The sequence below is a fragment of the Myroides odoratimimus genome, from assembly GCF_038039805.1.
GTDB lineage: Bacteria > Bacteroidota > Bacteroidia > Flavobacteriales > Flavobacteriaceae > Flavobacterium > Flavobacterium odoratimimum_B.
Genome location: NZ_JBBPHK010000002.1, coordinates 170,136 through 196,500 on the forward strand (window position 1 = coordinate 170,136; position 26,365 = coordinate 196,500).

Consider the following 26,365-nt stretch of genomic DNA (forward strand, 5'->3'; position numbering starts at 1 on the left):
TGGGTGATAGGAGAGGATTATGTGTTGTTGATTTAAGCATAAGTAACTCAAATCTTTTGAGGGGAGTAGTGAAATTAGCGAATATTTATTATATTGGCATTCTACAAAAACTAAAAAATTATGCAACAAAATACACCCTATACGCCTACTAACAAGGTGCGTATAGTTACTGCGGCGGCTTTATTTGATGGCCATGATGCGGCGATTAATATTATGCGTCGTATTATCCAATCAACAGGATGTGAGGTTATTCACTTAGGACATGATAAGAGCGTTGAAGAGGTAGTAAATACAGCTATCCAAGAAGATGCTAATGCGATTGCGATGACTTCATATCAAGGTGGTCATAACGAATATTTTAAATATATGTATGATCTGTTACAAGAAAAAGGAGCAGGCCATATTCGAATCGTTGGAGGTGGAGGTGGAGTAATTTTGCCTAGTGAGATAAAAGAATTAATGGACTATGGTATTACTCGTTTATATTCTCCAGATGATGGACGAGCTATGGGATTACAAGGCATGATTAACGATATGGTAGAGAAGGCCGATTATCCTACAATGGACTTACAATTACCAGAAGGAAAGGATGTCTACCAATCTTTAGCAGATAAAGATGTTACTACGATTTCTCGCTTAATCTCTTTAGCGGAAAATAGGGAAGAAGACTTCTTAAAAATATTTAAATACGATCATGAGAAACATAAGAATACGCCAGTATTAGGTATTACTGGAACGGGTGGAGCAGGTAAATCGTCTATGGTAGATGAATTAGTTCGTCGTTTCCTGATTGACTTCCCTGAAAAGACAGTAGCTTTAGTTTCTGTCGATCCGTCTAAGCGTAAGACAGGAGGAGCTTTATTAGGAGACCGTATTCGTATGAACTCGATTAATAATCCTCGTGTATTTATGCGTTCTCTGGCTACTCGTCAGTCTAACTTAGCGTTATCTCGTTATGTTGAAGAAACACTTCAAGTACTTCAGGCAGCTAATTACGATTTAATTATCCTTGAGACTTCAGGAATTGGACAGTCAGATACAGAGATTTTAGACCATTCAGATGCCTCTTTATACATTATGACTCCAGAGTTTGGAGCAGCTACGCAGTTAGAAAAGATTGATATGCTTGACTTCGCTGATATCGTTGCAATCAATAAATTTGATAAGCGTGGAGCATTAGATGCAATTAGAGATGTAAAGAAACAATACCAACGTAACCATAACCTATGGGATGTAAACCCAGATGAAATGCCTGTATTTGGTACAATTGCTTCTCAGTTTAACGATCCAGGTACCAATGCTTTATATAAAGCAATTATGGATAAAGTGGTAGAGAAAACGGGAGCAGACTTAACGTCTAGTTTCGAAATCACTAAGGAGATGAGTGAGAAGGTATTTGTAATACCTCCTAACCGTACACGTTACTTATCTGAGATAGCGGAGAACAACCGTAAATATGATGAGACGGTATTAACTCAAAAAGAGGTAGCTCAGAAGCTATACGGTATTTTTAAAACAGTAGAAACAGTAGCTGGTAAATTGCCAGAAATAGATAAGTCAGGAATCGTAGAAGAAACAATAACTTCTAAAGATGCTGATACACAATTGTTCATTAACCTTCTATTAAAGGAATTTGACAAGGTGAAGATGAACTTAGACCCTTATAACTGGGAAGTGATTCTGACATGGGATCAGAAGGTGAACAAGTATAAAAACCCTGTGTACTCATTCAAAGTACGTGATAAGGAAATCAAGATTGCGACGCATTCAGAGAGTTTATCACATTTACAGATTCCTAAAATAGCGCTGCCTAAGTATGAGGCATGGGGAGATATCTTGCGTTGGTCATTACAAGAGAATGTACCAGGGGAGTTTCCTTTTACTTCAGGACTTTATCCGTTTAAACGCGAGGGAGAAGATCCTACACGTATGTTTGCGGGAGAAGGAGGACCAGAGCGTACTAATAGACGTTTTCACTATGTGTCATTAGGTATGCCTGCTAAGCGTCTATCTACTGCATTTGACTCAGTAACGCTTTATGGTAATGATCCAGGACACCGACCTGATATTTATGGAAAGATTGGAAATGCAGGAGTTTCTATTTGTTGTTTAGACGACGCGAAGAAGTTGTATTCAGGGTTTAACCTTGCACATGCTTTGACTTCTGTGTCTATGACGATTAATGGACCAGCGCCTATGTTATTGGGATTCTTTATGAATGCAGCAATTGATCAACAATGTGAAATCTATATCAAAGAGAATGGATTAGAGGCAGAAGTTGAAGCAAAGATTGAAGCTATTTATAAGAAAAAAGGTGTCGAGAGACCGCGATATAATGGAGAGTTACCAGAAGGGAATGATGGACTAGGACTAATGCTTTTAGGAGTAACAGGTGATCAGGTACTTCCAAAAGAAGTATATGCAGAGATTAAAAAGAATACCTTATCACAAGTGCGTGGTACGGTACAAGCTGATATCTTAAAAGAAGATCAAGCTCAAAATACGTGTATCTTCTCTACGGAGTTTGCTCTTCGCTTAATGGGAGATGTACAAGAGTACTTCATTGAAAAGAATGTGCGTAACTTCTACTCTGTGTCTATCTCAGGATATCACATTGCAGAGGCAGGGGCAAATCCTATAACGCAGTTGGCATTTACATTAGCTAACGGGTTTACGTATGTAGAATATTATCTAAGCAGAGGAATGGATATCAACGCTTTTGGGCCAAACTTATCGTTTTTCTTCTCGAATGGTATTGACCCAGAATATGCTGTGATTGGACGTGTAGCGCGTCGTATATGGGCAAAAGCACTGAAGAATAAGTATGGAGCTAATGAGCGTGCTCAGATGTTGAAATATCACATTCAGACATCAGGTCGTTCATTGCATGCACAAGAGATAGACTTTAATGATATCCGTACTACACTTCAAGCGTTATATGCTATCTATGACAACTGTAATTCACTTCACACTAACGCGTATGATGAGGCTATTACGACTCCTACGGAAGAATCTGTACGTAGAGCTATGGCAATACAGTTAATCATCAATAAAGAGCTAGGATTGGCTAAAAATGAGAATCCAATACAGGGATCATTTATTATTGAAGAATTAACGGATTTAGTAGAGGCTGCGGTATTAGCAGAATTTGATAGAATTACAGAAAGAGGAGGGGTGTTAGGAGCAATGGAGACAATGTACCAACGTTCTAAAATCCAAGAAGAGTCATTGTACTATGAAACATTAAAACACAATGGTACGTTCCCTATTATTGGAGTAAATACTTTCTTGAGCTCTAAAGGATCTCCAACGGTAGTTCCTGCTGAAGTTATCCGTGCAACAGAAGAGGAGAAACTATTCCAGATTAAGACAAAAGAGAATTTGAATAAGGCTAATGAGGCTTTAGTAAAAGAACAATTAGAGCGTATTCAAGAAGTCGCTATTCAAAATGGCAATATATTCGAAGCATTAATGGATGCTTCTAAAGTCTGTTCGTTAGGTCAGATTACTTCAGCGTTGTTTGAAGTAGGAGGACAGTACAGACGTAATATGTAAGATTAATTTCTCGCTTATTTATATAAAGCCTGTGGACTGAATGTTCACAGGCTTTTTTTCGGTCGATGGTTTTACCAGTAGAGACAATCCTTTATGTGTCTACCAGGTTAAGAAAACAGTTAAAAGATATATTATGTGTCACGGAAGATATTTCGATCTCTACCTTATGTGGATTGTGGAAAGATGATGTGGCTATATATTGCAAACTACGCAGAATCTAGTGTGCAAAAAAACGCCCTGCTAAAGATCTAGCAGGGCGTTTTTAAATATATACTATAAACGATTAGTATTATCTCAATTGAGCTTGTAAAACATTCTCTAATTGGTATTTTACTTTACCCATGATTTTGTCTACTTGACTATCCGTAAGTGTTTTTGTAACATCTTCCATGATAATAGAAATAGCGTATGACTTCTTACCCTCTTCGATTTTCTCTCCTTGGTAAACGTCAAATAAAGTTACATCTTTGATGACTGCTTTATCTACTTGTTTTACTAGGTTATAGATCTCTTCGAAAGTTACTGCTTCGTTAATTAATAAAGCATAATCACGTTTAACTGAAGGGAATTTATTGATTTCAGCTATTTTGATTTTAGCAGAAACTACTTTTAATACATTATCCCAGTTAAATTCAGCATAACAAACCTCTTGTTTGATATCAAAGTGTTTTGTTATTGATTTCTTCAGAATACCGAACTCTACGATTAATTCTTTTCCTATATAGTAAGCAATACCTTCTGAGAATAAATCTGATTCTACAGGTTGTGTACTGATCTTAGCTAAGCCTAAACGAGTGATAATCCCATTGATGTATCCCTTGAAGTCAAAGAAGTTAATTGGCTTTTGTTCAGAGTTCCAACTAGCTTTAGTGGTATTACCAGTAGCAAATACAGAAAAACGTTTGTACTCTTCAAAGTTGTTAAGCATCTTGTGGTATGTTTTACCAAACTCAAAGAATTTTAAATCACCACGTTTTCTATTTACGTTGTAAGAGATAGACTCTAATCCACCGAATAATAAAGACTGTCTCATTACTGATAAGTCATGACTTAGTGGGTTAAGAATATCTACTTGGTAATTAGATTTAATGTTCTCGCTTAACTCTGTGTAGTCAGGAGTTGTTAATGAGTTATTCATAATCTCATTAAATCCTTGTGCTACTAACTGCTGAGCTACAATATTTGTTACTTTATGATCTTCTGTTCTAGAACTATTAGCGATAGTTGCATTTAATTTAGAAGAGAAAGTAATGTTGTTGAATCCATATACTCTCAAGATTTCTTCTATAACGTCTATTTCTCTAGTTACATCAGCACGATAAGCAGGAACAGTAATACCTATACCTACATCAGACATACTGTGAACTTTAATATCTAGTGATACTAAGATTTTCTTGATTGTTTCTTTAGAGATTTCTTCTCCTAATAGTCTATTGATATTATTGAAGTTTAAGAACACAGAGTGCTCTTCTACTTTCTTAGGGTATAAGTCGATAATATCAGAAGTGATTTCTCCACCAGCTACTTGTTGAATTAATAAAGCGGCATGTTTAAGAGCATATTCAGTAATAGCAGGGTCAACACCTCTCTCAAAACGGAAAGATGAATCTGTATTAAGTCCATGTCTTTTAGCTGCTTTTCTTACTGTAACAGGATTAAAGTAAGCACTTTCTAAGAAAATATTTGATGTGCTTTCAGAAACAGCAGATCTGCTACCTCCAAATACACCTGCCATACACATTGGTCCATTCTCATCACAGATCATCAAATCATCTTCGTGAAGTGTTCTTTCTACTCCATCTAGAGTTACGAACTTAGTACCTGCTTCGACAGTTTTTACGATTACTTTTCCACCTTTTATTTTAGCGGCATCAAAAGCATGTAGAGGTTGTCCTAAATCGTGTAAAACGTAATTGGTAACGTCTACGATATTGTTTTTAGGGGCAATACCGATTGCTTTTAATCTATTCTGTAACCAGTCTGGAGAAGGTTTTACTTCTATACCAGAGATTGTTACACCACAGTAACGAGGTGTTTTTTTATAGTCTTCAACACTAACATCAATCTTAAGTGTTCTTCTTTCAACTTTAAATTTGCTAACAGAAGGAGTGATTAATTCTTTGTGTTGAGTTTCTTCTTTAGAATTTTGTAGTAAACCAGCTCTTAAATCACGTGCAACTCCCCAGTGGCTCATAGCATCAGAGCGATTAGGAGTAAGACCGATTTCAAAAACTTCGTCTGTTGTGATATTAAATAAAGTAGCAGCTGGTGTACCAGGCTCCCATTTATTGTCTAAAACTAAAATACCACTACCATCTGTACCTAAACCAAGTTCTACTTCAGAGCAAATCATACCAAAGCTTTCTTCTCCGCGAATCTTGCCTTTTTTGATTTGGAATGCATTTCCTTCTGCATCGAACAATTCTGTACCAATAGTAGCAACCGGTACTTTTTGCCCTGCAGTAACGTTAGGCGCACCACATACGATTTGTACTGGCTCACCTGTTCCTAAATCAACTTTTGTTACGTTTAATTTGTCTGCATTTGGATGTTTTGTACAAGATAACACGTGTCCAACAACAACTCCTCTTAGACCACCTTTAAGACTCTCATATGTAGTGATTCCTTCTACCTCAAGACCTAAGTCTGTTAAGATTTCTGAAGTTTCTTCTGGTGTTATGTCTAATTTAATGAATTGTTTTAACCAATTGTATGAAATATGCATTCGAGAATATTTTTTTATAAGTACGCAAATATACGCATTGCCAAAGTTTAAGTAAAATTATTTGTGATGAAAAAATCACAAATTAGCGTTAAGTGAAAAAATTATAGAAATTTCTGTTTAATATCCTCACTAGGTATCATGCAGCTTTCTTTTTTTCCATACCATTTGTATCTGTTTTTAGCTATATATTCATATAGAGCATCTGTGATACCTGTTGGTAAAAATGAAAAAATACTGATCAAGGAATATTTCCCTCCTAGAGCAGAAGCAATTTCAAAGGCTGCTTTTGATTTGATAAAATAGGCTACACCTGGTTCATATAGCACGATGCTATCTATCTTAGTACGATCAATACCGATATAGTTTAGAATTTCTTTTCCTTTTTCTGAGTCTAAGGCTACGAATCTAAACTGATCTTGATGATCTGCCTTAATAATCTTATTGACGGTGCTGTCGCATAAATTGCAAACACCGTCAAATAAGATGATTTTTTTATTGCGAGGTATATCTAACATTATTTTTTGCGTTCTACCATTTCTAGTTGATCAAGGCTTACTTTAGAAGTAAAGATACCATAATTAACTGTTGCTTTATTTTTTTCGATTACATCGATTGTTCCCACAGAACGACCATCTATCATACGAACACGATCTCCCACTTTTAGAGGGAAGTTGGTTTTCTTCTGTGCCTCTTGTAGTTGCTTTTTCGCCTTCTCTTCTTTCTTCTCTTTGCGAATCACTTCTACTTTTTGCTCCACTTCCTTAATTAGCTCTTTTTGTTGAGCCTCTTTCTCTTTCTTCTCTTTTATGGTAACCTTCTTGCGTTTAGAATTTTCAATCTCTACTACCTTTAGAACTTCTCCAAAAAGAGTTTTCTTACTCTTATTATTAAAGTATTTTTCAGACAAATCATCTAGGCGTTGACCTAGAGCTACTAAACGTTGATTAGAATCAAATAATTCTTGATAACGCTCTAGTTTCTCTTGAATTTTGGCATTGATGGTCTCCATTTTCTTACTTTCATCCCTTGCCTTAGTCTCTTCCTCTTTTAAGTTCTGAGAAGTACGCTCTAATTTATGTCTTTCCTTCTGTAGATTGGCAATAGTCTTGTCAAATCGTACTTTATCTCCCTCTACTTTTTTCTTAGCTCTATTAATTAAGCTAAACGGAATACCATTTTTCTGTGCAACTTCGAATGTAAAGGAGCTACCTGCTTGCCCGACGTTTAGTTTATACATCGGTTCTAACGATTTCTCATCAAAAAGCATATTGGCATTTGTCGCATTGGGTAATTCATCTGCTAGTATTTTTAGATTGGTATAGTGGGTCGTAATAATACCATAGGCTTCTCTGTCATAAAACTCCTCTAAAAACACTTCTGCTAATGCACCACCTAGTTCTGGATCAGAACCTGTACCAAACTCATCAATTAAGAATAGCGTATTATCGTTACATTTCTTTAAGAAATAGTTCATGTTCTTAAGTCTATAACTATAAGTACTTAGGTGATTCTCTATAGATTGATTATCTCCAATATCTGTCAATATTCTATCAAATAAGAATGTTTTACTTCTTTCGTGTACAGGTATAAGTAAGCCAGACTGTAACATCAGTTGTAATAATCCTACTGTTTTTAGTGTGATACTCTTACCACCTGCATTTGGTCCAGAGATAACAATTATTCTACTGTTTTGCTCTAGATTAATTGTTTGAGGATAGGTAGGCTTATTTTTAGCTCTATTATTTAGTAACAAAATAGGGTGATAAGCCTCTCTAAAGTACATTTCTCTTTCTTTGCTAATCTCAGGTAATAAACCGTTGATTTTATTGGCATACTTTGCTTTTCCAGCAGTAACGTCAATATAAGTTAAGAAGCTTTGATACTCTAAAAGTAAATCTCTAAAAGGGCGAATAGCATCTGTTAGGTTTTTTAGAATACGTACGATTTCTTCGCGTTCTTCATATTCTAAGTTGTTTAACTCTCTAGAGAACCTTAAGGTTGCTTCAGGCTCGATATAGACAATACTTCCTGTTTTTGATGTTCCTAATACACTACCTTTTACTTTACGTCTATGCATAGCGATTACTGCTAGTACACGTCTGTTTTCCACCACTGTTTCTCTGATATCATCTAGATAACCAGAACTGTTGTATTGTGACAGTGCTGCTCCAAAACTTTGGTTTATTTTACCACGTACTATATTGATATTCTTGCGGATATTCAATAAATCTAACGAAGCATTATCTTTGATTTCACCATATTTATCTAGGACATTATCTATCTCTTTAAGAATAGATTTTTCTAAAGGAGTTTGTTCAGCCTCATGGTATAAATTAGGGTAGTATTCCTCGAATTTTTTTAAATAAGAGATTAGGGTAATTGTGGTGTCCGTTAGGGTTTGTATCTTTTTAAAGCTACTTACTTCTAAAAAACTATTTTCAATACCTAAAAACTTTAATTCGTAGTCTATACTGTCAAAGTAGTGATTTGGTATAATATTATTATTGGTAAATGAAGAAACGTATTCAGAAGTCTGTTTCAATGCTCTCATCGTTCCTGCTTCTGTTTTAAGCGGGCATATCTCCATAGCAGCTTCCTTACCAGCCTCTGTTGTACAAAGGGCTGATACTGTTTCTAATACCGTATTAAATTCTAAATCTTGTAATGTTTTTTTGTTTATTGATGTCATTTTATTAAAATGAGAATAAGTACAAAAATAACATTATTTGAGTGAATTAAAGATTTTTAATTCATTACAGGCATAATTTTATACGAATGGTATAGTTTTAGTGACTAAACTAAATTATACTTTTATGAGATATTTTATAACAATTAGAATTTTAATTTGAAGTTTTACATTTGGTAGATCATTAATACAAGTAGAAGAAGATGCAAAGTAATCATTTTGTCGATAGATTATTAGAAGATTTAAAGAGTAGCGTAATTTACAGAACGCTAACTAAAGGGGAGGAAATTCTTCAATTAGGGGAGATATGTGATTATGTTGGAATTGTTCGCAAAGGAAGTTTGAGAATGTTTTATATAAATGCAGAAGGAGAGGATGTGTCTTTTGCTTTCTATTTAAGAGAACAAGTATTTACAAATTATGAAGGGGTGTTGACTAATACACCTTCCCAATTAACCATTGTAGCGATGGAAGAAACCGAAATAGAGTTAATCCGTAAGTCAGATCTCTTTGCGTATTATGAAACATCTATAGATGCCCAGTTATTAGGTAGAAGAATGGCAGAGTTAATTTTTTTGGAGGCAAAGAAAAGAATAGATTTTCTCTTGTTTTTAAATCCAGAACAACGCTATTTGCAGTTGATAGAGGATGCTCCTGAAGTATTTAAATGTTTTCCACAAAAGTATATAGCAAGTTATATAGGGGTGAAACCTCAGTCTCTATCGCGTATCCGAAAAAGATTAAGCGAAAAGTGATATTAACTTAAGTGAATGTTTTAAAGAAAAAGAAGAATGAACTTTGATGTCATAATATTTAATAGATGGCAATGAGTTTAGAAATAGTGATTAAGATCGTGAATGCTCTTGTGTTTTCATTTCTTGCAGGTATACATATTTATTGGACACTTGGCGGAAAATGGGGGTTAATAGGAGTGCTTCCTACAAGAGATGGAGAAAGAAAATTAAATCCTTCTCCTATAGGTACTCTGGTAGTGGCAAGTGGCTTAGCTGCATTTGCAGGGATTAGTCTAGGTGATGTATCAGCCTATAAGTGGGTTTATTTGGTCATGGGAATTCTATTTGGATTGAGAGCAATAGGAGACTTTAATTATGTAGGAGTGTTTAAAAAAGTGAAAAACAGTGTATTTGCTAGAAAAGATACGACGATATTCATTCCTCTTTGTTTTTATTTGTCACTTAGTAATATATTTTTATATATGTCCTAAAAATCAGTGAATACAAGTGTTAACTGATATAAATCAGTTGATTTCTGATTTAAAAATACGTATTTTGGAAATGTTTTCTAAGTAGAAGAAACACCTTAGATGTTTAATTATTTTCAAGCATTTTTAATATGAAATATGTATCAGCATCAGAAGCCGCTAAAGTAGTAAAATCAGGAGACCGAATTTATGTACATGCCGCTGCTGCAACTCCTAATATATTAACCAAAGCAATTAGTGATAGAGCGGAAGAATTGCGCAATGTAGAGTTCTGTCATATTCATACAGAAGGGGCAGCTCCTTATGCTGATCCTGCTTTATCAGAGAGCTTTCATGTGAATTCTTTCTTTATAGGTAAAAATGTTCGTCATACTATTGCAGCCGGTAATGGGTCTTATACTCCTGTTTTTCTTAGCGAAGTACCTAATCTGTTTCGCAAAGGAGCTTTAAAAGTAGATGTAGTCCTTATTCAGGTTTCACCACCAGACGAACATGGCTTTTGTTCATTAGGAACATCAGTAGAGGCTACTGTTGCTGCTATGGAGTGCGCAAAAGTAGTAATTGCTCAAGTGAATAAATACATGCCACGTACTTTCGGGGATAGTGTATTACATATATCTAAGATAGATATGGCAGTAGAGCATCATACTGCAATCTATGCACAGAAACAAGCCGTTATTACAGATACAGAAGCGCTAATAGGAGATCATGTAGCTGCTCTGATAGAAGATGAGAGTACACTGCAGATGGGAATAGGGTCTATTCCTAATGCGGTATTATCTAGGCTTACTAATCACAAGAATTTAGGATTGCACACAGAGATGTTTTCAGATGGAGTAATTGATTTAATAGAGAGTGGTGTAATTGACTGTTCTAAGAAAACAATTGCAAAAGGAAGGGCTTTAGCTACTTTCTTAATTGGATCAGAGCGTTTATATAAGTTTGTAGATAACAACCCGTTTATCGTAATGAAAGAGTCCAGTTATGTAAACGATACAGCTATTATTCGTCAGAACCCAAAAGTAGTAGCGATTAACTCCGCATTAGAAGTAGATGTGACAGGACAAATCTGCGCTGATTCACTAGGGGTACATATGTATTCAGGAGTAGGAGGACAGATGGACTTCGTGAGAGGAGCTTCTTTGAGTAAAGGAGGAAAGGCAATTATAGCTTTATCATCTACTAGTAATAAAGGACATAATCGTATAGTACCTTTCTTAAAACAAGGAGCAGGAGTGGTGACTACTCGTGCACATGCGCAGTATATCGTTACAGAGTATGGAGTAGCAGACTTGTATGGCAAGACGTTGAAACAACGTGTTAATGCAATGGTAGAGATTGCACACCCTGACTTTAGAGAAGAAATTCTCAAAACATACCACGACAGTATCAAATAGTTATTATAAATGATTAGAAGAGAAAATCAGCGTGATAACTGGTTTTCTGGCCTTGAGCATTATTGCTTTAAAAGGTATGTCCTATGGCTAACAATTATTTGATTTGTGAGAATAAATAGGAATGAAAAAGCCATTACAAGTGTAATGGCTTTTTTATATTTATTTTCTTTTGTATCCGAATAATTCTTTTTCTTGGATGATTTTAGAAATACCTTCTGGTAATTTTTCTTCCCATCCATTTTGATTTTGTTGTAGCAGCTTCAGAACATCTCTTGAGAAGATAGATAAATGATCTTTTTCATAATCTTCAATATCAATGATTTGGTTGTTCTTTTTGAAGAATTTATACAACTCTTTAATGTGTAAGTCTACTTTTAGATTGGTAGAGTCTATTATTTGTTCTTCGTTACCTATCATAGGATATAGGTAGATCTTCATTGTGTTTCTGAATAGCTTTCCTAGACCTTCTAGTATACCTCCTGTTAGGTGAGTGTAGTATTTCTCTTCAAAAATATTTAATAAGCTACTAACCCCCATTGCTAATGCGATCTTCTGATCAGTATATTTAGAGAAATACTCTGTCAGTTTATAATATTCTTGGAAATTAGAGATCATTACAGTTTGTCCAAGAGAGCATAATAAATCTGCTCTATCTAAGAAGTCTATTTCGTCTAATGAACCTTCTGCTAAAAGATTAGATAAGGTGATTTCAAATACAACTTTAGTGTTTTCTTTAGCTAAGTTGTTTTGTGACATGAATTTATCTAAAGACTTCTGATACATATCCATATTAACGATAGTAACAGGTCTAAAGCTACCTCTAAGTGCTAGTATGTTTTGTTTGTATAAAATATTAGCTGCTAGTTCACTACGTCCACTAGGACTGAACATTACAGCATCAGTCATTCCGTTTTTAACTAACTGTAAGCTCATTAATCGATTGTCTACTGCCTCAAAGATAGGACCAGAGAAGTTAATACTATCGATTTCGATTTGATCTTTATCTAAGTGGTCATAAAGACTGTGAATTAGTTTTTTAGCGTCATGGTGTTGGTAGAATGCACCATAAATTAGGTTCACACCTAAGATACCTAATGTCTCTTGTTGTAGTTTAGAATCTGTCTCTTTGAACTGTATGTGTAGTACTATCTTGTTATACGCTTGATTAGAAGCTGTCTGAAACATAATACCTACCCATCCGTGTCCTTTGTTTTTCTTAGCGTAGTCAATTGTTGCTACTGTATTGGCATAACTAAAGAAGGTCTTGTTAGGATTCTCTTCGCGGATTAATCTTTCTTCGATCTTTCTTGTCTCATAATCAAGCATCTTGATTAGACGACTTTCCGTAACATAACGTCCATCTTCTTCTACAGAGTAGATTGCATCACTAAATACTTTATCATAAGCAGACATCGCTTTGGCTACTGTTCTAGAAGAACCACCAGCTCTAAAGAAGTGACGGACTGTCTCTTGTCCTGCACCGATTTCCGCAAATGTTCCGTAAATATCGTTGTTAAGGTTGATTTTTAGTGCTTTATCAGAAATGGCAGGGTGATGTTCTATTACTCTATCCCCATTTAGTACTAAATCTTCAGCAAAGTTTTTCATGAATTAGCTATTTTAAACAAACCTAACAAATATCGTACAACAAAAAAAGATAAACCGTACTTTTGTGGAAAATTTATGTCATTTTGGAAGTATATTTTTTAGGTACGGGTACTTCACAGGGTATTCCGATAATAGGTATAGATCATCCAGTAGCTCACAGTATAGATCCGAGGGATAAAAGGTTGAGAACATCTGTATTGGTTAAATGGGATCAATACACTATTTTGATTGACTGCGGGCCTGACTTTAGACAACAAATGTTGACTGCTGGGTGTAGTAAATTAGATGCAATATTCTTTACTCACGAACATGCTGATCACATCGCAGGATTAGACGAAATAAGACCATTAACCTTCTTGCATGGCTCGTTGCCAATCTATGCTCAAGAAAGAGTAATAAAAGCTTTAGAGAGAAGATATGACTATATTTTTACTAAAGAAGATAGATATCCTGGAGCTCCTAGTGTAGAGGAGCATAGTATTACTTCAAAAGATATTATTAAGATAGGGGAGAAGACCATTATTCCTATTGATGTGATGCATGGGCCTTTGCCTATATTGGGATATAGATTAGGAGATTTAGTTTATATCACAGATGCAAAGTACATCACAGATGAAGAGGTCGAAAAGATAAAAGGATGTAAAGTTTTAATTGTAAATGCTTTGCGTATTAAGGATCATCCTACTCATTTTAGTTTAGAGGAGTCGCTTGCTTTTATTGATAAAATAAAACCAGAGAAGGCTTATTTAATTCACATAGCACAAGACTTAGGTTTTCATAAAGATGTAGAAAATATACTTCCAAAAGATGTATATTTGGCCTATGACAATTTAAAAATCACTATATAATTTATTATCACATTATGAAACATAAAGCTTTCTTTTACTTATTCCTTTTCTCACTTGTTATTCTTGTTTTATTATACGCTAATAATAAGAATATGTATAAGATGGAGGGGAAGAAGATAGAAATAGCTCATAAACGCATTGATATTGTTCGAGATTCACTAAAAGAAATCACTAAGGATTTTAATGAAGCAAATTACTTTTCTATCGAATACAATGAAGATGCACAGGAGTATTTTAATTACAAAACAATAGATCAATCCTTAATTTCTATAAAAGAAGAAGTGTTGGCTTTAAATCACCAAGACAATGGTAACCCATTAGTTCCTTACGGAGTTATTAATGGAGAGAAATGTGTGATTAATAAAGTAAAAGTTCTAAATCATAGATGGATAATTGCTGATTTTTATGCAGGTGCTGTTCATGGAGAAGTTTTAATTAAGTATTTTTACACAGAGGGTAAACCTACGGAGTTTAAGACCATAGATACTGTTATGTATGCTACGAAGTAGTGTCGTCTAATATAAAAATAGAGTAGTATGAAAAAGTCAATAAGTTTGTTTGTTATATTGTTGCTTACGATGACGTCCTGTGATTTCATCTTGAAAGATAATAAGGATGAAGATGAAAAAGGGATGGTGATAACAGATGGAAGTACTGAGATCGTGACGCTAGAAGAGGATGATGAAGTATTGGGATGTGCTTATTCAGCTGGATATCGTTGGAGTGAGTTAGAGAATAATTGTATTCGTATATTTGAAATAGGGTTTAGACTTAATCCAATAGGGTTAGAAGAGGATACAACAGAGGATAATGCCTTAGAAGATAATAGTGTTAGCTGTTTTGTTACTTATGCTAAGGATAAGAAGAAAGCAGAGATATTTTTGCCAAATCATAAAAAGGGGATTGTTCTAGATCTTACTAAAGATAAGAGTGCTTATATCAACGATGGTTGGGAATTATCTAATGAAGGGATGGTTTTAAAACACAAAGGAGAGACTGTCTTTACAGCGGCAAAGACTATAGAATTAAAAATCATTAACTCTGATCAACCGATAGAGGAAGATGTTCATGAAGAATAAAACATAATCAAGTTATGTATAAAAAAGTAAGGCTAGTGTATAAAACTAGCCTTACTTTTTTTAGTACTCTTCTAAAAGGAATTCTTTGAAATCTCTGAAGTTTAGTGGATGTACTCCATGCCCTACAGGATATTCTTTATAAGTGTGCTTGACAGCTAAACTTGTAAGAATCGTAGGTGTTCTTCTTGCCCAATCAATAGGTATAACCTGATCAACTGTTCCATGAGATGCAAATAATCTCAATTTGCTTAAGTTATTTTCTTTATAGTTTTTTGCAATGATATTCTCATTGAAGTAACCACTTAAGGCAACTACTTTATTTACTTTTTCAGGATAAGATAAAGCGATAGCATAGCTAAGTATAGCTCCTTGGCTAAACCCGACTAAGTTAACATTGTTAGCATCTATAGGGTATTTTACTACAAGTTCGTCAATAAAGCGAACAATTAAATCTCTAGATTCAATCGCTTGGTTGTCATCTGAGAATTTGTTAGCATCTGCATCAAAGGTAATAGCGTACCAAGCATATCCGTAAGGAGGTACTGTATAAGGTGCACGTGCAGATATAACATAGTAGTCATCTGGTAATTCAGGAGCAAAAGAGTATAAGTCTTCTTCATTGCTACCATATCCATGTAATAAAATAATTACAGGGTTTTTGTCCTTTATTACTTTAGGCTCTTGAATTAAGTATGAAATTGAAAGTGATGTATCCATAATTAAGCTGATAATTTGTCAAACCATTTTTGGAAATATACGCCAATTTTTGGTAATGGCTTAATTTCACTGTTTATTGCTCCTGCAAAACTATAAACCCAAAGTAGGAAGAAACAGAAGTAAAAAGGTCCTGAAATCATCCAAGAGTCAAAACGACCTGCTGTATAAGCAAGTGCATAAAAGAATAACCAAATTCCAAAAGATTGTTTGATATAAAAACCAGCAAATCTATTCTTAGGTTCTAGGTTCATAAAAATAGCAATAAGACAACCTATAATTGTTATATGTGACACGATGGCCATGGTCTTACCTGTTTTGATCTCCTTTTCGTTAAAAGTCTTCAGCATTATGTATATTGATTAATTTATTTTAGAGTCTTTTTGTCTCCGTTTACTACTCCGTATACTTCACCATTCATTGGATGGTTTAAGAAAGCAGAGTTTTTAGATTTTGACAAGATGTTTTCTTTTGTAAAACTGTATTCTTTTGTAGGGTTAAATAAAGTGATATTTACTTTATTACCTTCTTTGATAGATGGTGTTTCTATTCTAAAGATAGTTCTAGCGCTAGTCAATTTATCTACTATAACTTCTAAAGGGAGTACTGTATTAAGCGCAGCAAATGCTGACTCTAAACCAATAGTTCCATTAGAAGCACTGTTGAATTCTAGTTTTTTATGTTCAATGTCTAGCGGGTTGTGTTCTGAAGTGATACAGTCGATAGTTCCGTCTAGTACTCCATTGATCAATGCCTGTCTAGTAGCTTCATCTCTTAGAGGAGGATATACTTTAAAACGAGTATCGAAGTCTGCTAGTTTCTCATCTGTCATCGTTAATAAATGAACAGCAACACTGCAAGTAACGTTTAATCCTTTTTGTTTTGCTTCTTTGATTAACTCTACAGATTTTGCAGTTGATATTGTTGGGAAGTGTACTTTTCCTCCAGTATATTCTAATAAAAACAGATTGCGTGCTATCTGTAATTCTTCTGCTAGTGTAGGGATTCCTTTTAAGCCTAGTTTAGTGCTTTCTATGCCTTCATTAGCCACTCCTTTACCTTTGATACTATTGTCTTGAGAAAAGGCAATAATTAGCCCGTCAAAGTCTTGTACATATTGCAGAGCAATTTTTAGTACATTGGCATTTTGAATAGGCTTTTTATAATCACCAAAAGCAATAGCTCCTGCATTTTTCATGTCAAATAACTCAGCTAGGTCTGTTCCTTCTGATTTTACTGTAAGTGCTCCAATAGGAAAAACTTCTGTGGTGTGCCCAAAAGCTTTTTGTTTAATAAAACTTACTATACTTTGTGAATCAGTGATAGGATGGGTGTTAGGTTCGACTGCGATCTGTGTAAATCCACTTTTAGCAGCTACTTCTAAACCGTGAGCGATATTCTCTCTTTCTTCGAATCCAGGTTCTCCTAAACAAACAGAACTGTCAAACCAGCCTTGAGAAACGTGTAGGTTATCATACTTGATTTGTTCGAATTGGTCATTTTCTATTTGATTAGCGATTTTAGTAATAAGACCATTTTCGACTTGAATGTCAACTGTCTGGTTGTGAAATGGACTAGTAGGATCGATTACTTTTGCAGCTTTTAAAATGATATTCATTTTCTGTGAAGTAGTTTTTAATTAGTGATGTGTTGTTATTTGTACAAAAATAGGTTTTATTTCTATTTTATCATATTTACAATTCGTGAAAAAAGAGCAAAAAAAATACATCCCTTAATTGGATGCATTCTTCTTTTTTGAAGCAAGTAACTTAGAATTATCATAGCAATCATTTAATGCTTGATAAATCTGGAAGTCTGTTGCGGTATAGATAAATTTATCTGTGTAATTACAGTTTTGAAGAGACTTTACGATATCCTCTCTTGTAATTTCTAGTAAGCCACAAACAATCTCTCTGTCATATCTGGTCTGCATTAAAGCAATCATATTCTGATCTTCTTTAATAGCTTCTATTTTCTTAAGTTTTTTATCTTTTCCCTTAAACAGATTATATACAGCATCCACTGGGCTAAAGAAAGTTCCCATAGCTGTACCATAATAAGGAGTTTTATTTTGTCTATAGAAGTCAAACTGCATTTTTTCGTTTAATTCAATTAGTTTGGTATCCACTTCTAAGTACCCAGTTAAGTCAAATTTCTTAATAAGAATTTCGTCTAGTTCTATTGTGTTTTCTGTAAAGTAAATCTTTAGATTCTCGTTGTTTAACCAATCGTTGGTTACTTTAAGTTTGATAGGGATATAACCAGGGTAGGATAGGTGTATAGAATCATTAAGATTGGCTTCTACTGTGAAAGAACCATCTCTCTTACTGATTGTACCTTTGACTTGGCTAATATTGATGACATTCACATCATCCACTGGTAAAAATGATTTGTCATTTAGAATAGTTCCTTTAACACTAGTGCGATCTTGAGCCGCTACGGTTAAAATAGAAAGTATTATAAATAAAAAAACTGTAAAATTTCTCATACTTTTTAAGATTGCTTAAAAGTAAAAGATATTTTACAGTTTTGTATGCTATTTTAAAAAAATTAACAAATTAGTTTCTTCTAGTTCTTCTAGATGAATCTCCTTCGCTACTTCTTCTAGATCCGCGTTCATTACGAGGAGCTCTTTCTGATGATCTGTCTGATCTTCTTTCTCCACGTCCTTCAGATGATGATCTATCCGATCTTCTCTCTCCGCCTCTGAATCCTCCTTCAGATGATCTATTAGATGATCTTCTTTCACCACCTCTAAATCCTCCTTCAGATCTTCTTTCTCCACCTCTGAATCCTCCTTTACGGTTGTTGTGGTCACGACGTCCACCGTTTCTACCACCATCATTGTTAGAAATTTCCACATTTACACGGCGTCCTTGGTATTCAAGACCGTTTAATGTTTCCATTACTTTTTCAGCGTGTTCAGCTTCAGTGTTGAAGAATGAGAAACCATCTTTTACATCAACTTTGAATAAGTCATCACGACCTAACTCTAAAGTATCACGTAAGAAATCTTTTAACGTCATCCAGTCTAAGTTATCCTTAGCACCTAAGTTAACGAAGAAACGTACTGCTCCATCTGTAGGAACTTCTTTAGAATTGTTTCTTCCACCAGATACACTAGATAAGCTGTTAGAAGCTTTTTGGTAGTATTCTAAGAATCTATTAAATTCAACAGAAACTACTTTTTTAATGATTTCTTCTTTGTCGAAGTCTTTTAATAACTCTGTAATTGCAGGTAAATAAGCTTCAATCTCAGTGTTAACTTCTACTTCTTTAATTCTGTTCGCTAAGTGGAATAATTGAATTTCACAAATCTCAATTCCAGATGGAACTGGTTTCTCTTCAAATTTAGTTTTGATGATTCTCTCGATTTGTTGAATTTTTCTTAATTCACTTTTCGTTACGATAACCATAGAAGTACCTGATTTACCAGCACGTCCTGTACGTCCACTACGGTGAGTATACGTTTCGATTTCGTCAGGTAATTGGTAGTTTACTACGTGAGTAATGTCATCTACGTCGATACCACGAGCAGCAACGTCAGTAGCTACAAGCATTTGTATCTGTTTACCACGGAATGATTTCATTACTGCGTCACGTTGAGCTTGAGATAAGTCTCCGTGTAATGCAGCAGCGTTGTATCCATCCTCGATAAGTTTTTCAGCAATAGATTGCGTATCTCTCTTCGTTCTACAGAACACTACAGAGAAAATATCTGGATTGGCATCTGCTAAACGTTTAAGCGCTGGGTAGCGATCTCTAGCAGATACTAAATAAAATTCATGACTTACATTAGTATTACCTTGGTTTTTATGACCTACAGTAATTTCTTCTGGAGTTTTCATGAACTCTCTTGCGATGCGCGCAACCTCTTGCGGCATAGTAGCAGAGAATAACCATGTGTTTTTTTCTTTTGGAGTATCCGCTAAAATAGATGTGATATCCTCATAGAATCCCATGTTAAGCATCTCATCTGCTTCATCTAGGATACAGTAATTAATGTTTTTAATGTTAACCATACCACGGTTAATCATGTCTTGCATTCTACCAGGAGTAGCGACGATAATTTGTGCTCCACGTTTTACGTCTTTAGCCTGTTCTGTAATGCTAGCCCCTCCATAAACAGCTACTGAATGAAGTCCTTTTACGTACTTCGAGTACTGTTTGATTTCGTTTGCGATTTGCAAACATAACTCTCTAGTCGGCGATAAGATAAGACCTTGTGTATTCTTATTAGAAACGTCTATCTTCTGAATCAAAGGAAAACCAAAAGCTGCGGTTTTCCCAGTCCCCGTTTGGGCTAACGCAACAATGTCGGTATCTTTCTCTAATAGTAATGGAATCGCCTTTTGCTGGATCTCTGATGGATTTTCAAATCCCATATCCTTGATCGCAGATAAAAGAGATTCATTTAATCCTAATTGTTCGAAATTGTTCATATAAATATTAAAATAGCCGCAAATATACTACTATTCAAATTATAATTGTAGTTATTGCAGGTTTATTATTCGAAAATAATTTAAACGCTTGTTTTGAGCGTTTTTTTTAAAGATAATGTAATGATGTATCTTCCTTTTTATAGTTTTTATTTTGCTTAAAAGTATCTATATCATGTATCTTGAATCAAGATAGCTACTCTTTTACCTCTTTATGTATCTTACTTTTATTTAACAAATAGCGAGAGTAGACTTTTTCTAGTTTTATAGTATTTAATTCACTTTATTCTTAATAAGTCATTCAGACATAGCGAAAAGTATGCCGAAAAGTTTAAGATGTACAAAAAGTGAGGAGTGGTAGATAAGAAAAGTAAGTATTTCTGCTTTGAGAAATAAGAGAAATACCAAAGATTTTAATGTAGGATAGGAGAGTAACTAAAAATATGCTCTGAAATGATGTATAAACCATAAAGAGCATATTTAAATAAATCTTATTCTCCGACTACTATGATTTTTTTGATAAAAAGTCAACTAACTGACGAACTGCTTTTCCTCTGTGACTAATAGCATTCTTTGCATCCATATCAATTTCAGCAAAAGACTTCTCCATTCCATCTGCTACGAAAATAGGGTCATAACCGAATCCTTCTGTACCTTGTCTTTCTCTTAATAGCTGACCATCTATGATGCCTGTAAAGTAATATGTTTCTGTATGAAGATTTAGACAAATTACTGTTTTAAAGTTGGCCTTTCTGTTATCTTCTTTTTGAAGTACCTGAAGCAATTTGTCTATATTGTCATTATCATTCTTTTGTTCTCCTGCATAACGAGCTGAATATACACCAGGTGCACCGTTTAGAGCATCTACTTCTAATCCTGAATCATCAGCAAAACAGTCATATCCATAGTGTCTTTTGACAAAGTCTGCTTTTAGTTTTGCATTGCCTTCTATGGTATCAGCAGTTTCGGGAATATCGATATTGCATCCGATATCTTCTAAGCTTAAGATTTCAATTGTGTCAGGTAATTGATTTTTGATCTCTTTAATTTTGTTCTTGTTGTTTGATGCGAAAACTAATTTCATAAGTGTTGTGTGTTTTAGCTTATATAGTTCCAAATAGTGGTTTTACTATTTAGAATGTTTAATTTGTTTTTTATTCTTTGGTTTGTAGGATCCTCTAGAGTTGGATCTTCTTTTAATAGCTGTACAGCGTGATGTCTCGCATAGAGCATAATATCTTGATCCTTGACGATGTCAGCTATTTTTAATGGGAGTGTACCACTTTGTTGAGTTCCCATAATATCACCTGGACCGCGCAGTTTTAAATCTACCTCTGAAATTTCAAAACCATCATTAGTACGACACATTGTCTCCATTCTGATTTTAGAGTCATTACTCAGCTTGTCTCCAGTCATTAGGATACAATAGCTTTGTTCTGCTCCACGGCCTACACGTCCTCTTAACTGATGTAATTGTGATAATCCAAAGCGCTCTGCACTTTCGATAATCATAACGGATGCATTAGGTACATTAACTCCTACTTCGATCACAGTAGTAGCCACCATAATATTCGTTTCTCCTTTGATAAATCTATCCATCTCTCTATCTTTCTCAGCAGGAGTCATCTGCCCATGTACAATACTTACACTGTATTCTGGTAAGGGAAAGTCTCTAGAGATAGCTTCATATCCTTCCATTAGGTTTTTATAGTCTAAGGTCTCGCTTTCGTCTATTAAGGGATAGACGATATAGACTTGTCTTCCTTTGGCAATTTCTGTTTTTAGGAAATGCCATACAGCTAAGCGCTTGCCTTCGAAGTAGTGATTAGTTTGTATTGGTTTACGTCCTGGTGGAAGTTCGTCAATAACAGAGATGTCTAAATCTCCATATAGACTCATGGCTAATGTGCGAGGTATCGGTGTAGCAGTCATGACTAATACATGCGGAGGCAATTCGTTTTTATGCCATAGTTTAGAACGTTGTTCTACTCCGAATCGGTGTTGTTCATCAATAATGGCCAAACCTAGGTTTTTAAAGATAACTTTATCTTCAAATAAGGCGTGTGTACCGATAAGTATATGTAGTTCACCAGAAGCTAATTCTTCGTGTAATACACGTCTCTCAGCCGCTTTAGTAGAACCTGTAAGTAGTTTTATCTTTAGACCTAAAGGTTCTCCTAGTTCTTTGATCCCAACATAATGTTGAGTCGCTAAGATTTCTGTAGGGGCTACTATACACGCTTGGAATCCGTTGTCTAATGCTAGAAGACAACTCATAAAAGCAACTATTGTCTTCCCAGAACCTACATCACCTTGTAAGAGGCGATTCATTTGTGCTGGAGCACCTACGTCATTTCTAATCTCTTTTAAAACTCGTTTTTGAGCTCCAGTAAGAGGAAAGGGTAGGTGTTCGCTATAAAAAGTATTAAAGTAATCGCCAACTTTCTCAAAAGGGTATCCTTTAATCTTGTCTTTTCGCGCTATGTTTTTGATTAATAACTGTAGCTGAACATAGAATAATTCTTCAAACTTTAGTCTAAACTGAGCCTTATTCAACATATCCGTATTCTTAGGAAAGTGGATATTTATTAAGGCTTCTTGCATCGAAATTAAGTTTAGCTTTCTTTTAAACTCATCAGATAAGGTGTCCATAAAGAGAGGGTGTGTCTCTTTTATAAGCTGCATCATCATCTTGATGATAGACTTATTGGATATTCTTGCTCCAAATTTTTCAGTAGAAGGATAAACGGCTTGCATCGCATTAGCAATGTTTTTCTGATGCTCTTCTAATAGATCTAATTCTGGATGTGGCATAGAAAAAGTGTTGTTAAAGCTGTTAAGCTTTCCGAACGCCACATAGGGAGTGTTGAGTTTTAAGTTTTCTTGTATCCACTTGAATCCCTGAAACCAAACTAATTCTATTTGTCCTGTACCATCTGTAAAGGTAGCAACGAGGCGCTTGCCACGTTTTTGTTCTACAGTTTTAATATGGATAATCTTACCGACAACCTGAACTTCGCTATTGTTGTTATAAAGTTCATTGATTTTATAATACTGTGTTCTGTCGATATATCTGTTTGGGTATAAGTGTAGTAAATCTCTGTAGGTGAATATACCTAGTTCGCGTTTAAATAAGTCAGCACGTTGAGGGCCCACTCCTTTAAGGTATTCTATAGGTGTATCAAGTAGATTGTTAGACATATTATTCAAATAAATACACGGCTAAGATACGAATTAGAAGCCCTTCGGACAATTATGAATGAATATTTAAAGACAATTGCTATAGATTTTAGCGGTAGCCTAAATCATAATATGGGTTTAAAACAGTAAAGAAGCGAGCCTAAGCTCGCTTCCTAATTATTATTTTTTAGTTTTAGAAATTTCTTTTACTAAGATGTATTTGATAGAAGAAGCGTCAGCAGGTGGGTTTTCTACTTTTTCGCGTTTTACCTCGATTACATACTCATAACCTTCTTCATAGTTAAACCCTTCGATACTACTGTACATATTTAACCATTCGTCAGAACCTTCTTCCTTGTATTGCATACATTTCATAGGAGCTACACCTGTACAGTCTACTAGTTTAGAAGCGATAGTATAAGTTGTGTTTCCTAATTCTTCTTTAGGAGTAGCTTCTGTAGATTCAGTAGGAGTAGTAGTTTGTTCAGTTGTTTCGGTAGTTGCTGGAGTTGCATCTTTATCTCCATCTTTTTTGCATGATACAAGAGTTAATCCTGCAACTGCTACTAATAAAAAAATCTTTTTCATAATTAATGTGTTTTATTTACTTCAAATGTACGTGAAATTTTTAGTGGATGATTAATAAAATAGATTTTATTAGTGTCATGATGTGTTTAGTTTTAAATGTCAAAGAGCGTGGGGTGGTGGTGCGTTGTTTTATTATACTAAGCTTTTTGAATGTCGGATGATTATTGTTCTTGTTAGTTTGATCCTTGATTAGATTGTGAATTAGTGCAAAGGTAGGGCGGTGCAAAATGCTAATTTGTAAAAAGGGAAAAAAGTTCCACTTTTTTCCTAAAAACGCCCAAAATGACCATTTTTTTCCATTTTCTTCCATTTTGAATAATGTTAAACGGTTGGTTTTTAGTCGTTTGTGTTTTTTGAAATATGGTTTTGTTCGGAAGCTCTTCGGAAAAGTTCAGTGTTTCTTTGGAAAGAGAGGGCTTTTTCCGAAGAGCTTCCAAAGCCTTCTAAATGCTTTTCCGAACAAACTGTATTTTGAGCGTGTTCTAAAAATCAATAAAAAGAGGTAGAATATAAAAAAAGCCTCACTAAAAAGTGAAGCTTAAAAAGAAGTGGGCGATGAGGGATTCGAACCCCCGACCCTCTCGGTGTAAACGAGATGCTCTGAACCAACTGAGCTAATCGCCCTCAATAGGATTGCAAATATAAAGATGTTTTTAAATTATACAATAACTAATGCGTAATATTTTTTACATTTTTTCAATGTCATAAAGAATAATTTTATCAGTATAGTTTATGACTTTGATTAATATATTTTCATTTTGTTCATTTCTACCAACGATAACATAAAGTTTTCCTTTCTCAAAGTCGATATTACTCTCAGAAAAATTCACATCTCCATATTGCAGAGATTTACGGATGTCATCATTGGTTACCCAGCCTTCTTTAAACTTAGCTTCTACTGTCTTTGAATAGGTAACAGGTTTACTTCTCAAATCCTTTAAAACTCTACAATTAGGTAAATAACAAAATTCTGTTTTCTTCTCACCGAAGAAATAGAATAAGAACATTCCTCCTATAAGTAATCCAAATAAATAGTATGCTAAACGCTGTGTAAACTTCATTTCTTAAAAAATTTACACAAAAGTAGCAATTCAATACAGTAAAACTAAAAAATTATAAAATATTTAAAAGGTGAAAAGGTGAATGTCTTTATAATCAAGGTCAAACCATTCTGCTACATTTCGATTAGTAACTAATCCTTTATAGCTATAAATGCCCGATTTAATGACGCTTTCACAATTAACTGTACCGTCTAGATCACCACAGTCAGTATATTCTAGTAGGAGAGGGGTGATAATATTACTAAGTGCCATAGATGCAGTTCTACTATATCTAGAAGTAATATTAGGGACTCCGTAGTGTATTACACCACTTTTTATGAGTGTAGGATGATCATGAGTAGTTAATTCAGATGTTTCAAAACATCCCCCTGTATCAATAGATACATCTATAATTACAGCGCCATTTTTCATATTATCTACCATAGACTCGCTTACTACAATAGGTGCTCGGTTTTTACCACGTATTGCACCGATAGCAACATCACATCTCATAAGAGCTTTGTGTAATATTTTTTCTTGGATTGTAGAAGTAGAGATTCGTTGTGATAAATTATTCTGAAGTCTACGTAGTTTTTGTATTGAATTGTCAAATACTCTTACATTCGCTCCCATACCTATAGCTGTGCGTGCAGCATTTTCGGCTACTAATCCTGCTCCAAGTATAACTACCTCAGTAGGGACTACACCAGCGATATTTCCAAATAATAATCCTTTACCGTTATTAGTTGTGGTCATCAGTTCAGAAGCTATTAAGATAGAGGCGGTACCTGCAATTTCGCTTAAAGCACTAACAGCGGGGTAAGTTCCGTTTTCATCATGAATAAAGTCAAATCCAATAGCCGATATTTTCTTCTTAGAAAGAGTCTCGAAATACTGTCTAGTTAATGTTTTTAATTGAAGAGTAGACCAGACTACAGTATAAGGAGCCATTAGTTTTACTTCTTCTAAAGTAGGTGGGGCAACTTTAACAATGATAGGGCAACTAAATATCTTTTTTGTATCACTTGTAAGTTCAGCACCTGCTTTGCTATAATCTAAATCAGAATAATTAGCGGCTTCTCCTGCTCCTTTTTCAATAAGTACACGATGCCCATAGGTACTCAAGGTCTGTACAGCTTCAGGGGTAATACAGATTCTTTTCTCTACGAGGGTGTTTTCTGTAGGAACTCCAATAAAAAGTTCACTTCTTTTGCGCTCTACCATAAGACATTCCTCTTGAGGAATCAAGTCTTTCATTGAAAAAGGAGTTAAGGTTGCCATTCT

General features: G+C 34.7%; 22 protein-coding genes and 1 tRNA gene. 7 read left to right on the forward strand and 16 right to left on the reverse strand.

The features are described from left to right. Positions 1–120 precede the first annotated feature (120 nt). Positions 121–3,555, forward strand: coding sequence for a methylmalonyl-CoA mutase family protein (locus AABL85_RS02640; RefSeq protein ID WP_341309081.1), 3,435 nt, complete (start codon positions 121–123; stop codon positions 3,553–3,555). Positions 3,556–3,844: 289 nt separating this feature from the next. Here the strand turns inward: AABL85_RS02640 and pheT are convergent, their stop codons facing one another. The 3 genes from pheT to AABL85_RS02655 all read right to left on the reverse strand — a co-directional run bounded on the left by pheT (position 3,845) and on the right by AABL85_RS02655 (position 8,969). After that, the gene (gene pheT / locus AABL85_RS02645) at positions 3,845–6,280 is read right to left on the reverse strand and encodes a phenylalanine--tRNA ligase subunit beta (RefSeq protein WP_341309082.1); all 2,436 of its coding nucleotides are present in this window, start codon (positions 6,278–6,280) and stop codon (positions 3,845–3,847) included. A gap of 101 nt (positions 6,281–6,381) precedes the next feature. Next, a complete protein-coding gene (locus tag AABL85_RS02650) occupies positions 6,382–6,795 on the reverse strand; it encodes a thiol-disulfide oxidoreductase DCC family protein (RefSeq protein ID WP_341309083.1) in 414 nt (137 codons plus the stop codon). Next, positions 6,795–8,969, reverse strand: a complete 2,175-nt coding sequence (locus tag AABL85_RS02655; protein ID WP_341309084.1) for an endonuclease MutS2 — start codon at positions 8,967–8,969, stop codon at positions 6,795–6,797. The genes AABL85_RS02650 and AABL85_RS02655 overlap by 1 nt, the downstream gene beginning before the upstream one ends. Positions 8,970–9,169: 200 nt before the next feature. Between AABL85_RS02655 and AABL85_RS02660 the strand changes: the two genes are divergently transcribed. From AABL85_RS02660 to AABL85_RS02670, 3 genes are all read left to right on the forward strand, one after another. Next, a complete protein-coding gene (locus tag AABL85_RS02660; RefSeq protein ID WP_341309085.1) occupies positions 9,170–9,721 on the forward strand; it encodes a Crp/Fnr family transcriptional regulator in 552 nt (183 codons plus the stop codon). Positions 9,722–9,792: 71 nt separating this feature from the next. Continuing rightward, the gene (locus tag AABL85_RS02665; protein WP_341309086.1) at positions 9,793–10,191 is read left to right on the forward strand and encodes a DUF3995 domain-containing protein; all 399 of its coding nucleotides are present in this window, start codon (positions 9,793–9,795) and stop codon (positions 10,189–10,191) included. A gap of 128 nt (positions 10,192–10,319) precedes the next feature. Beyond that, on the forward strand, positions 10,320–11,585 hold the full coding sequence (locus AABL85_RS02670) for an acetyl-CoA hydrolase/transferase family protein (RefSeq protein WP_341309087.1): 1,266 nt from the start codon (positions 10,320–10,322) through the stop codon (positions 11,583–11,585). A gap of 159 nt (positions 11,586–11,744) precedes the next feature. Here the strand turns inward: AABL85_RS02670 and AABL85_RS02675 are convergent, their stop codons facing one another. Next, on the reverse strand, positions 11,745–13,193 hold the full coding sequence (locus AABL85_RS02675; protein ID WP_341309088.1) for a TonB-dependent receptor: 1,449 nt from the start codon (positions 13,191–13,193) through the stop codon (positions 11,745–11,747). 62 nt (positions 13,194–13,255) lie between these two features. Between AABL85_RS02675 and AABL85_RS02680 the strand changes: the two genes are divergently transcribed. From AABL85_RS02680 to AABL85_RS02690, 3 genes are read left to right on the forward strand one after another with little or no spacing between them, the layout of a single operon-like run. Beyond that, on the forward strand, positions 13,256–14,041 hold the full coding sequence (locus AABL85_RS02680; RefSeq protein WP_341309089.1) for an MBL fold metallo-hydrolase: 786 nt from the start codon (positions 13,256–13,258) through the stop codon (positions 14,039–14,041). A gap of 14 nt (positions 14,042–14,055) precedes the next feature. After that, entirely contained in the window at positions 14,056–14,550 is a 495-nt protein-coding gene (locus tag AABL85_RS02685) for a hydrolase (RefSeq protein ID WP_341309090.1), read from the forward strand. A 27-nt stretch (positions 14,551–14,577) separates the two neighbouring features. Then, positions 14,578–15,120: a hypothetical protein gene (locus AABL85_RS02690; protein WP_341309091.1), complete on the forward strand. Its 543-nt coding sequence runs from the start codon at positions 14,578–14,580 to the stop codon at positions 15,118–15,120. A gap of 60 nt (positions 15,121–15,180) precedes the next feature. Here AABL85_RS02690 and AABL85_RS02695 read toward each other — a convergent pair whose 3' ends face one another. From AABL85_RS02695 to AABL85_RS02750, 12 genes are all read right to left on the reverse strand, one after another. Next, positions 15,181–15,837: an alpha/beta hydrolase gene (locus tag AABL85_RS02695; RefSeq protein WP_341309092.1), complete on the reverse strand. Its 657-nt coding sequence runs from the start codon at positions 15,835–15,837 to the stop codon at positions 15,181–15,183. A gap of 2 nt (positions 15,838–15,839) precedes the next feature. Beyond that, positions 15,840–16,184 (reverse strand): hypothetical protein, encoded by a 345-nt coding sequence (locus tag AABL85_RS02700; RefSeq protein WP_006265177.1) that lies wholly within the window; start codon positions 16,182–16,184, stop codon positions 15,840–15,842. Positions 16,185–16,201: 17 nt separating this feature from the next. Further along, positions 16,202–17,452, reverse strand: coding sequence for a dihydroorotase (locus AABL85_RS02705; RefSeq protein ID WP_341309093.1), 1,251 nt, complete (start codon positions 17,450–17,452; stop codon positions 16,202–16,204). A gap of 114 nt (positions 17,453–17,566) precedes the next feature. After that, the gene (locus AABL85_RS02710) at positions 17,567–18,322 is read right to left on the reverse strand and encodes a carboxypeptidase-like regulatory domain-containing protein (RefSeq protein WP_341309094.1); all 756 of its coding nucleotides are present in this window, start codon (positions 18,320–18,322) and stop codon (positions 17,567–17,569) included. A 70-nt stretch (positions 18,323–18,392) separates the two neighbouring features. Next, the gene (locus AABL85_RS02715) at positions 18,393–20,276 is read right to left on the reverse strand and encodes a DEAD/DEAH box helicase (RefSeq protein ID WP_341309095.1); all 1,884 of its coding nucleotides are present in this window, start codon (positions 20,274–20,276) and stop codon (positions 18,393–18,395) included. Between the two features lie 502 nt (positions 20,277–20,778). Beyond that, entirely contained in the window at positions 20,779–21,357 is a 579-nt protein-coding gene (locus tag AABL85_RS02720; RefSeq protein ID WP_341309096.1) for a non-canonical purine NTP diphosphatase, read from the reverse strand. Between the two features lie 14 nt (positions 21,358–21,371). Then, entirely contained in the window at positions 21,372–23,474 is a 2,103-nt protein-coding gene (recG, locus tag AABL85_RS02725) for an ATP-dependent DNA helicase RecG (RefSeq protein WP_341309097.1), read from the reverse strand. Positions 23,475–23,633: 159 nt separating this feature from the next. Then, complete coding sequence (locus AABL85_RS02730; RefSeq protein ID WP_341309098.1) at positions 23,634–24,041, reverse strand: DUF4377 domain-containing protein; 408 nt, start codon at positions 24,039–24,041, stop codon at positions 23,634–23,636. A 40-nt stretch (positions 24,042–24,081) separates the two neighbouring features. Beyond that, the gene (locus tag AABL85_RS02735; RefSeq protein WP_341309099.1) at positions 24,082–24,351 is read right to left on the reverse strand and encodes a hypothetical protein; all 270 of its coding nucleotides are present in this window, start codon (positions 24,349–24,351) and stop codon (positions 24,082–24,084) included. Positions 24,352–24,590: 239 nt separating this feature from the next. Continuing rightward, positions 24,591–24,665, reverse strand: a tRNA-Val gene (locus tag AABL85_RS02740). A 62-nt stretch (positions 24,666–24,727) separates the two neighbouring features. Next, entirely contained in the window at positions 24,728–25,102 is a 375-nt protein-coding gene (locus tag AABL85_RS02745; RefSeq protein ID WP_341309100.1) for a DUF4258 domain-containing protein, read from the reverse strand. Positions 25,103–25,165: 63 nt separating this feature from the next. Beyond that, positions 25,166–26,362, reverse strand: coding sequence for an alanine dehydrogenase (locus AABL85_RS02750; protein ID WP_341309101.1), 1,197 nt, complete (start codon positions 26,360–26,362; stop codon positions 25,166–25,168). Between the last annotated feature and the right edge of the window lie 3 nt (positions 26,363–26,365).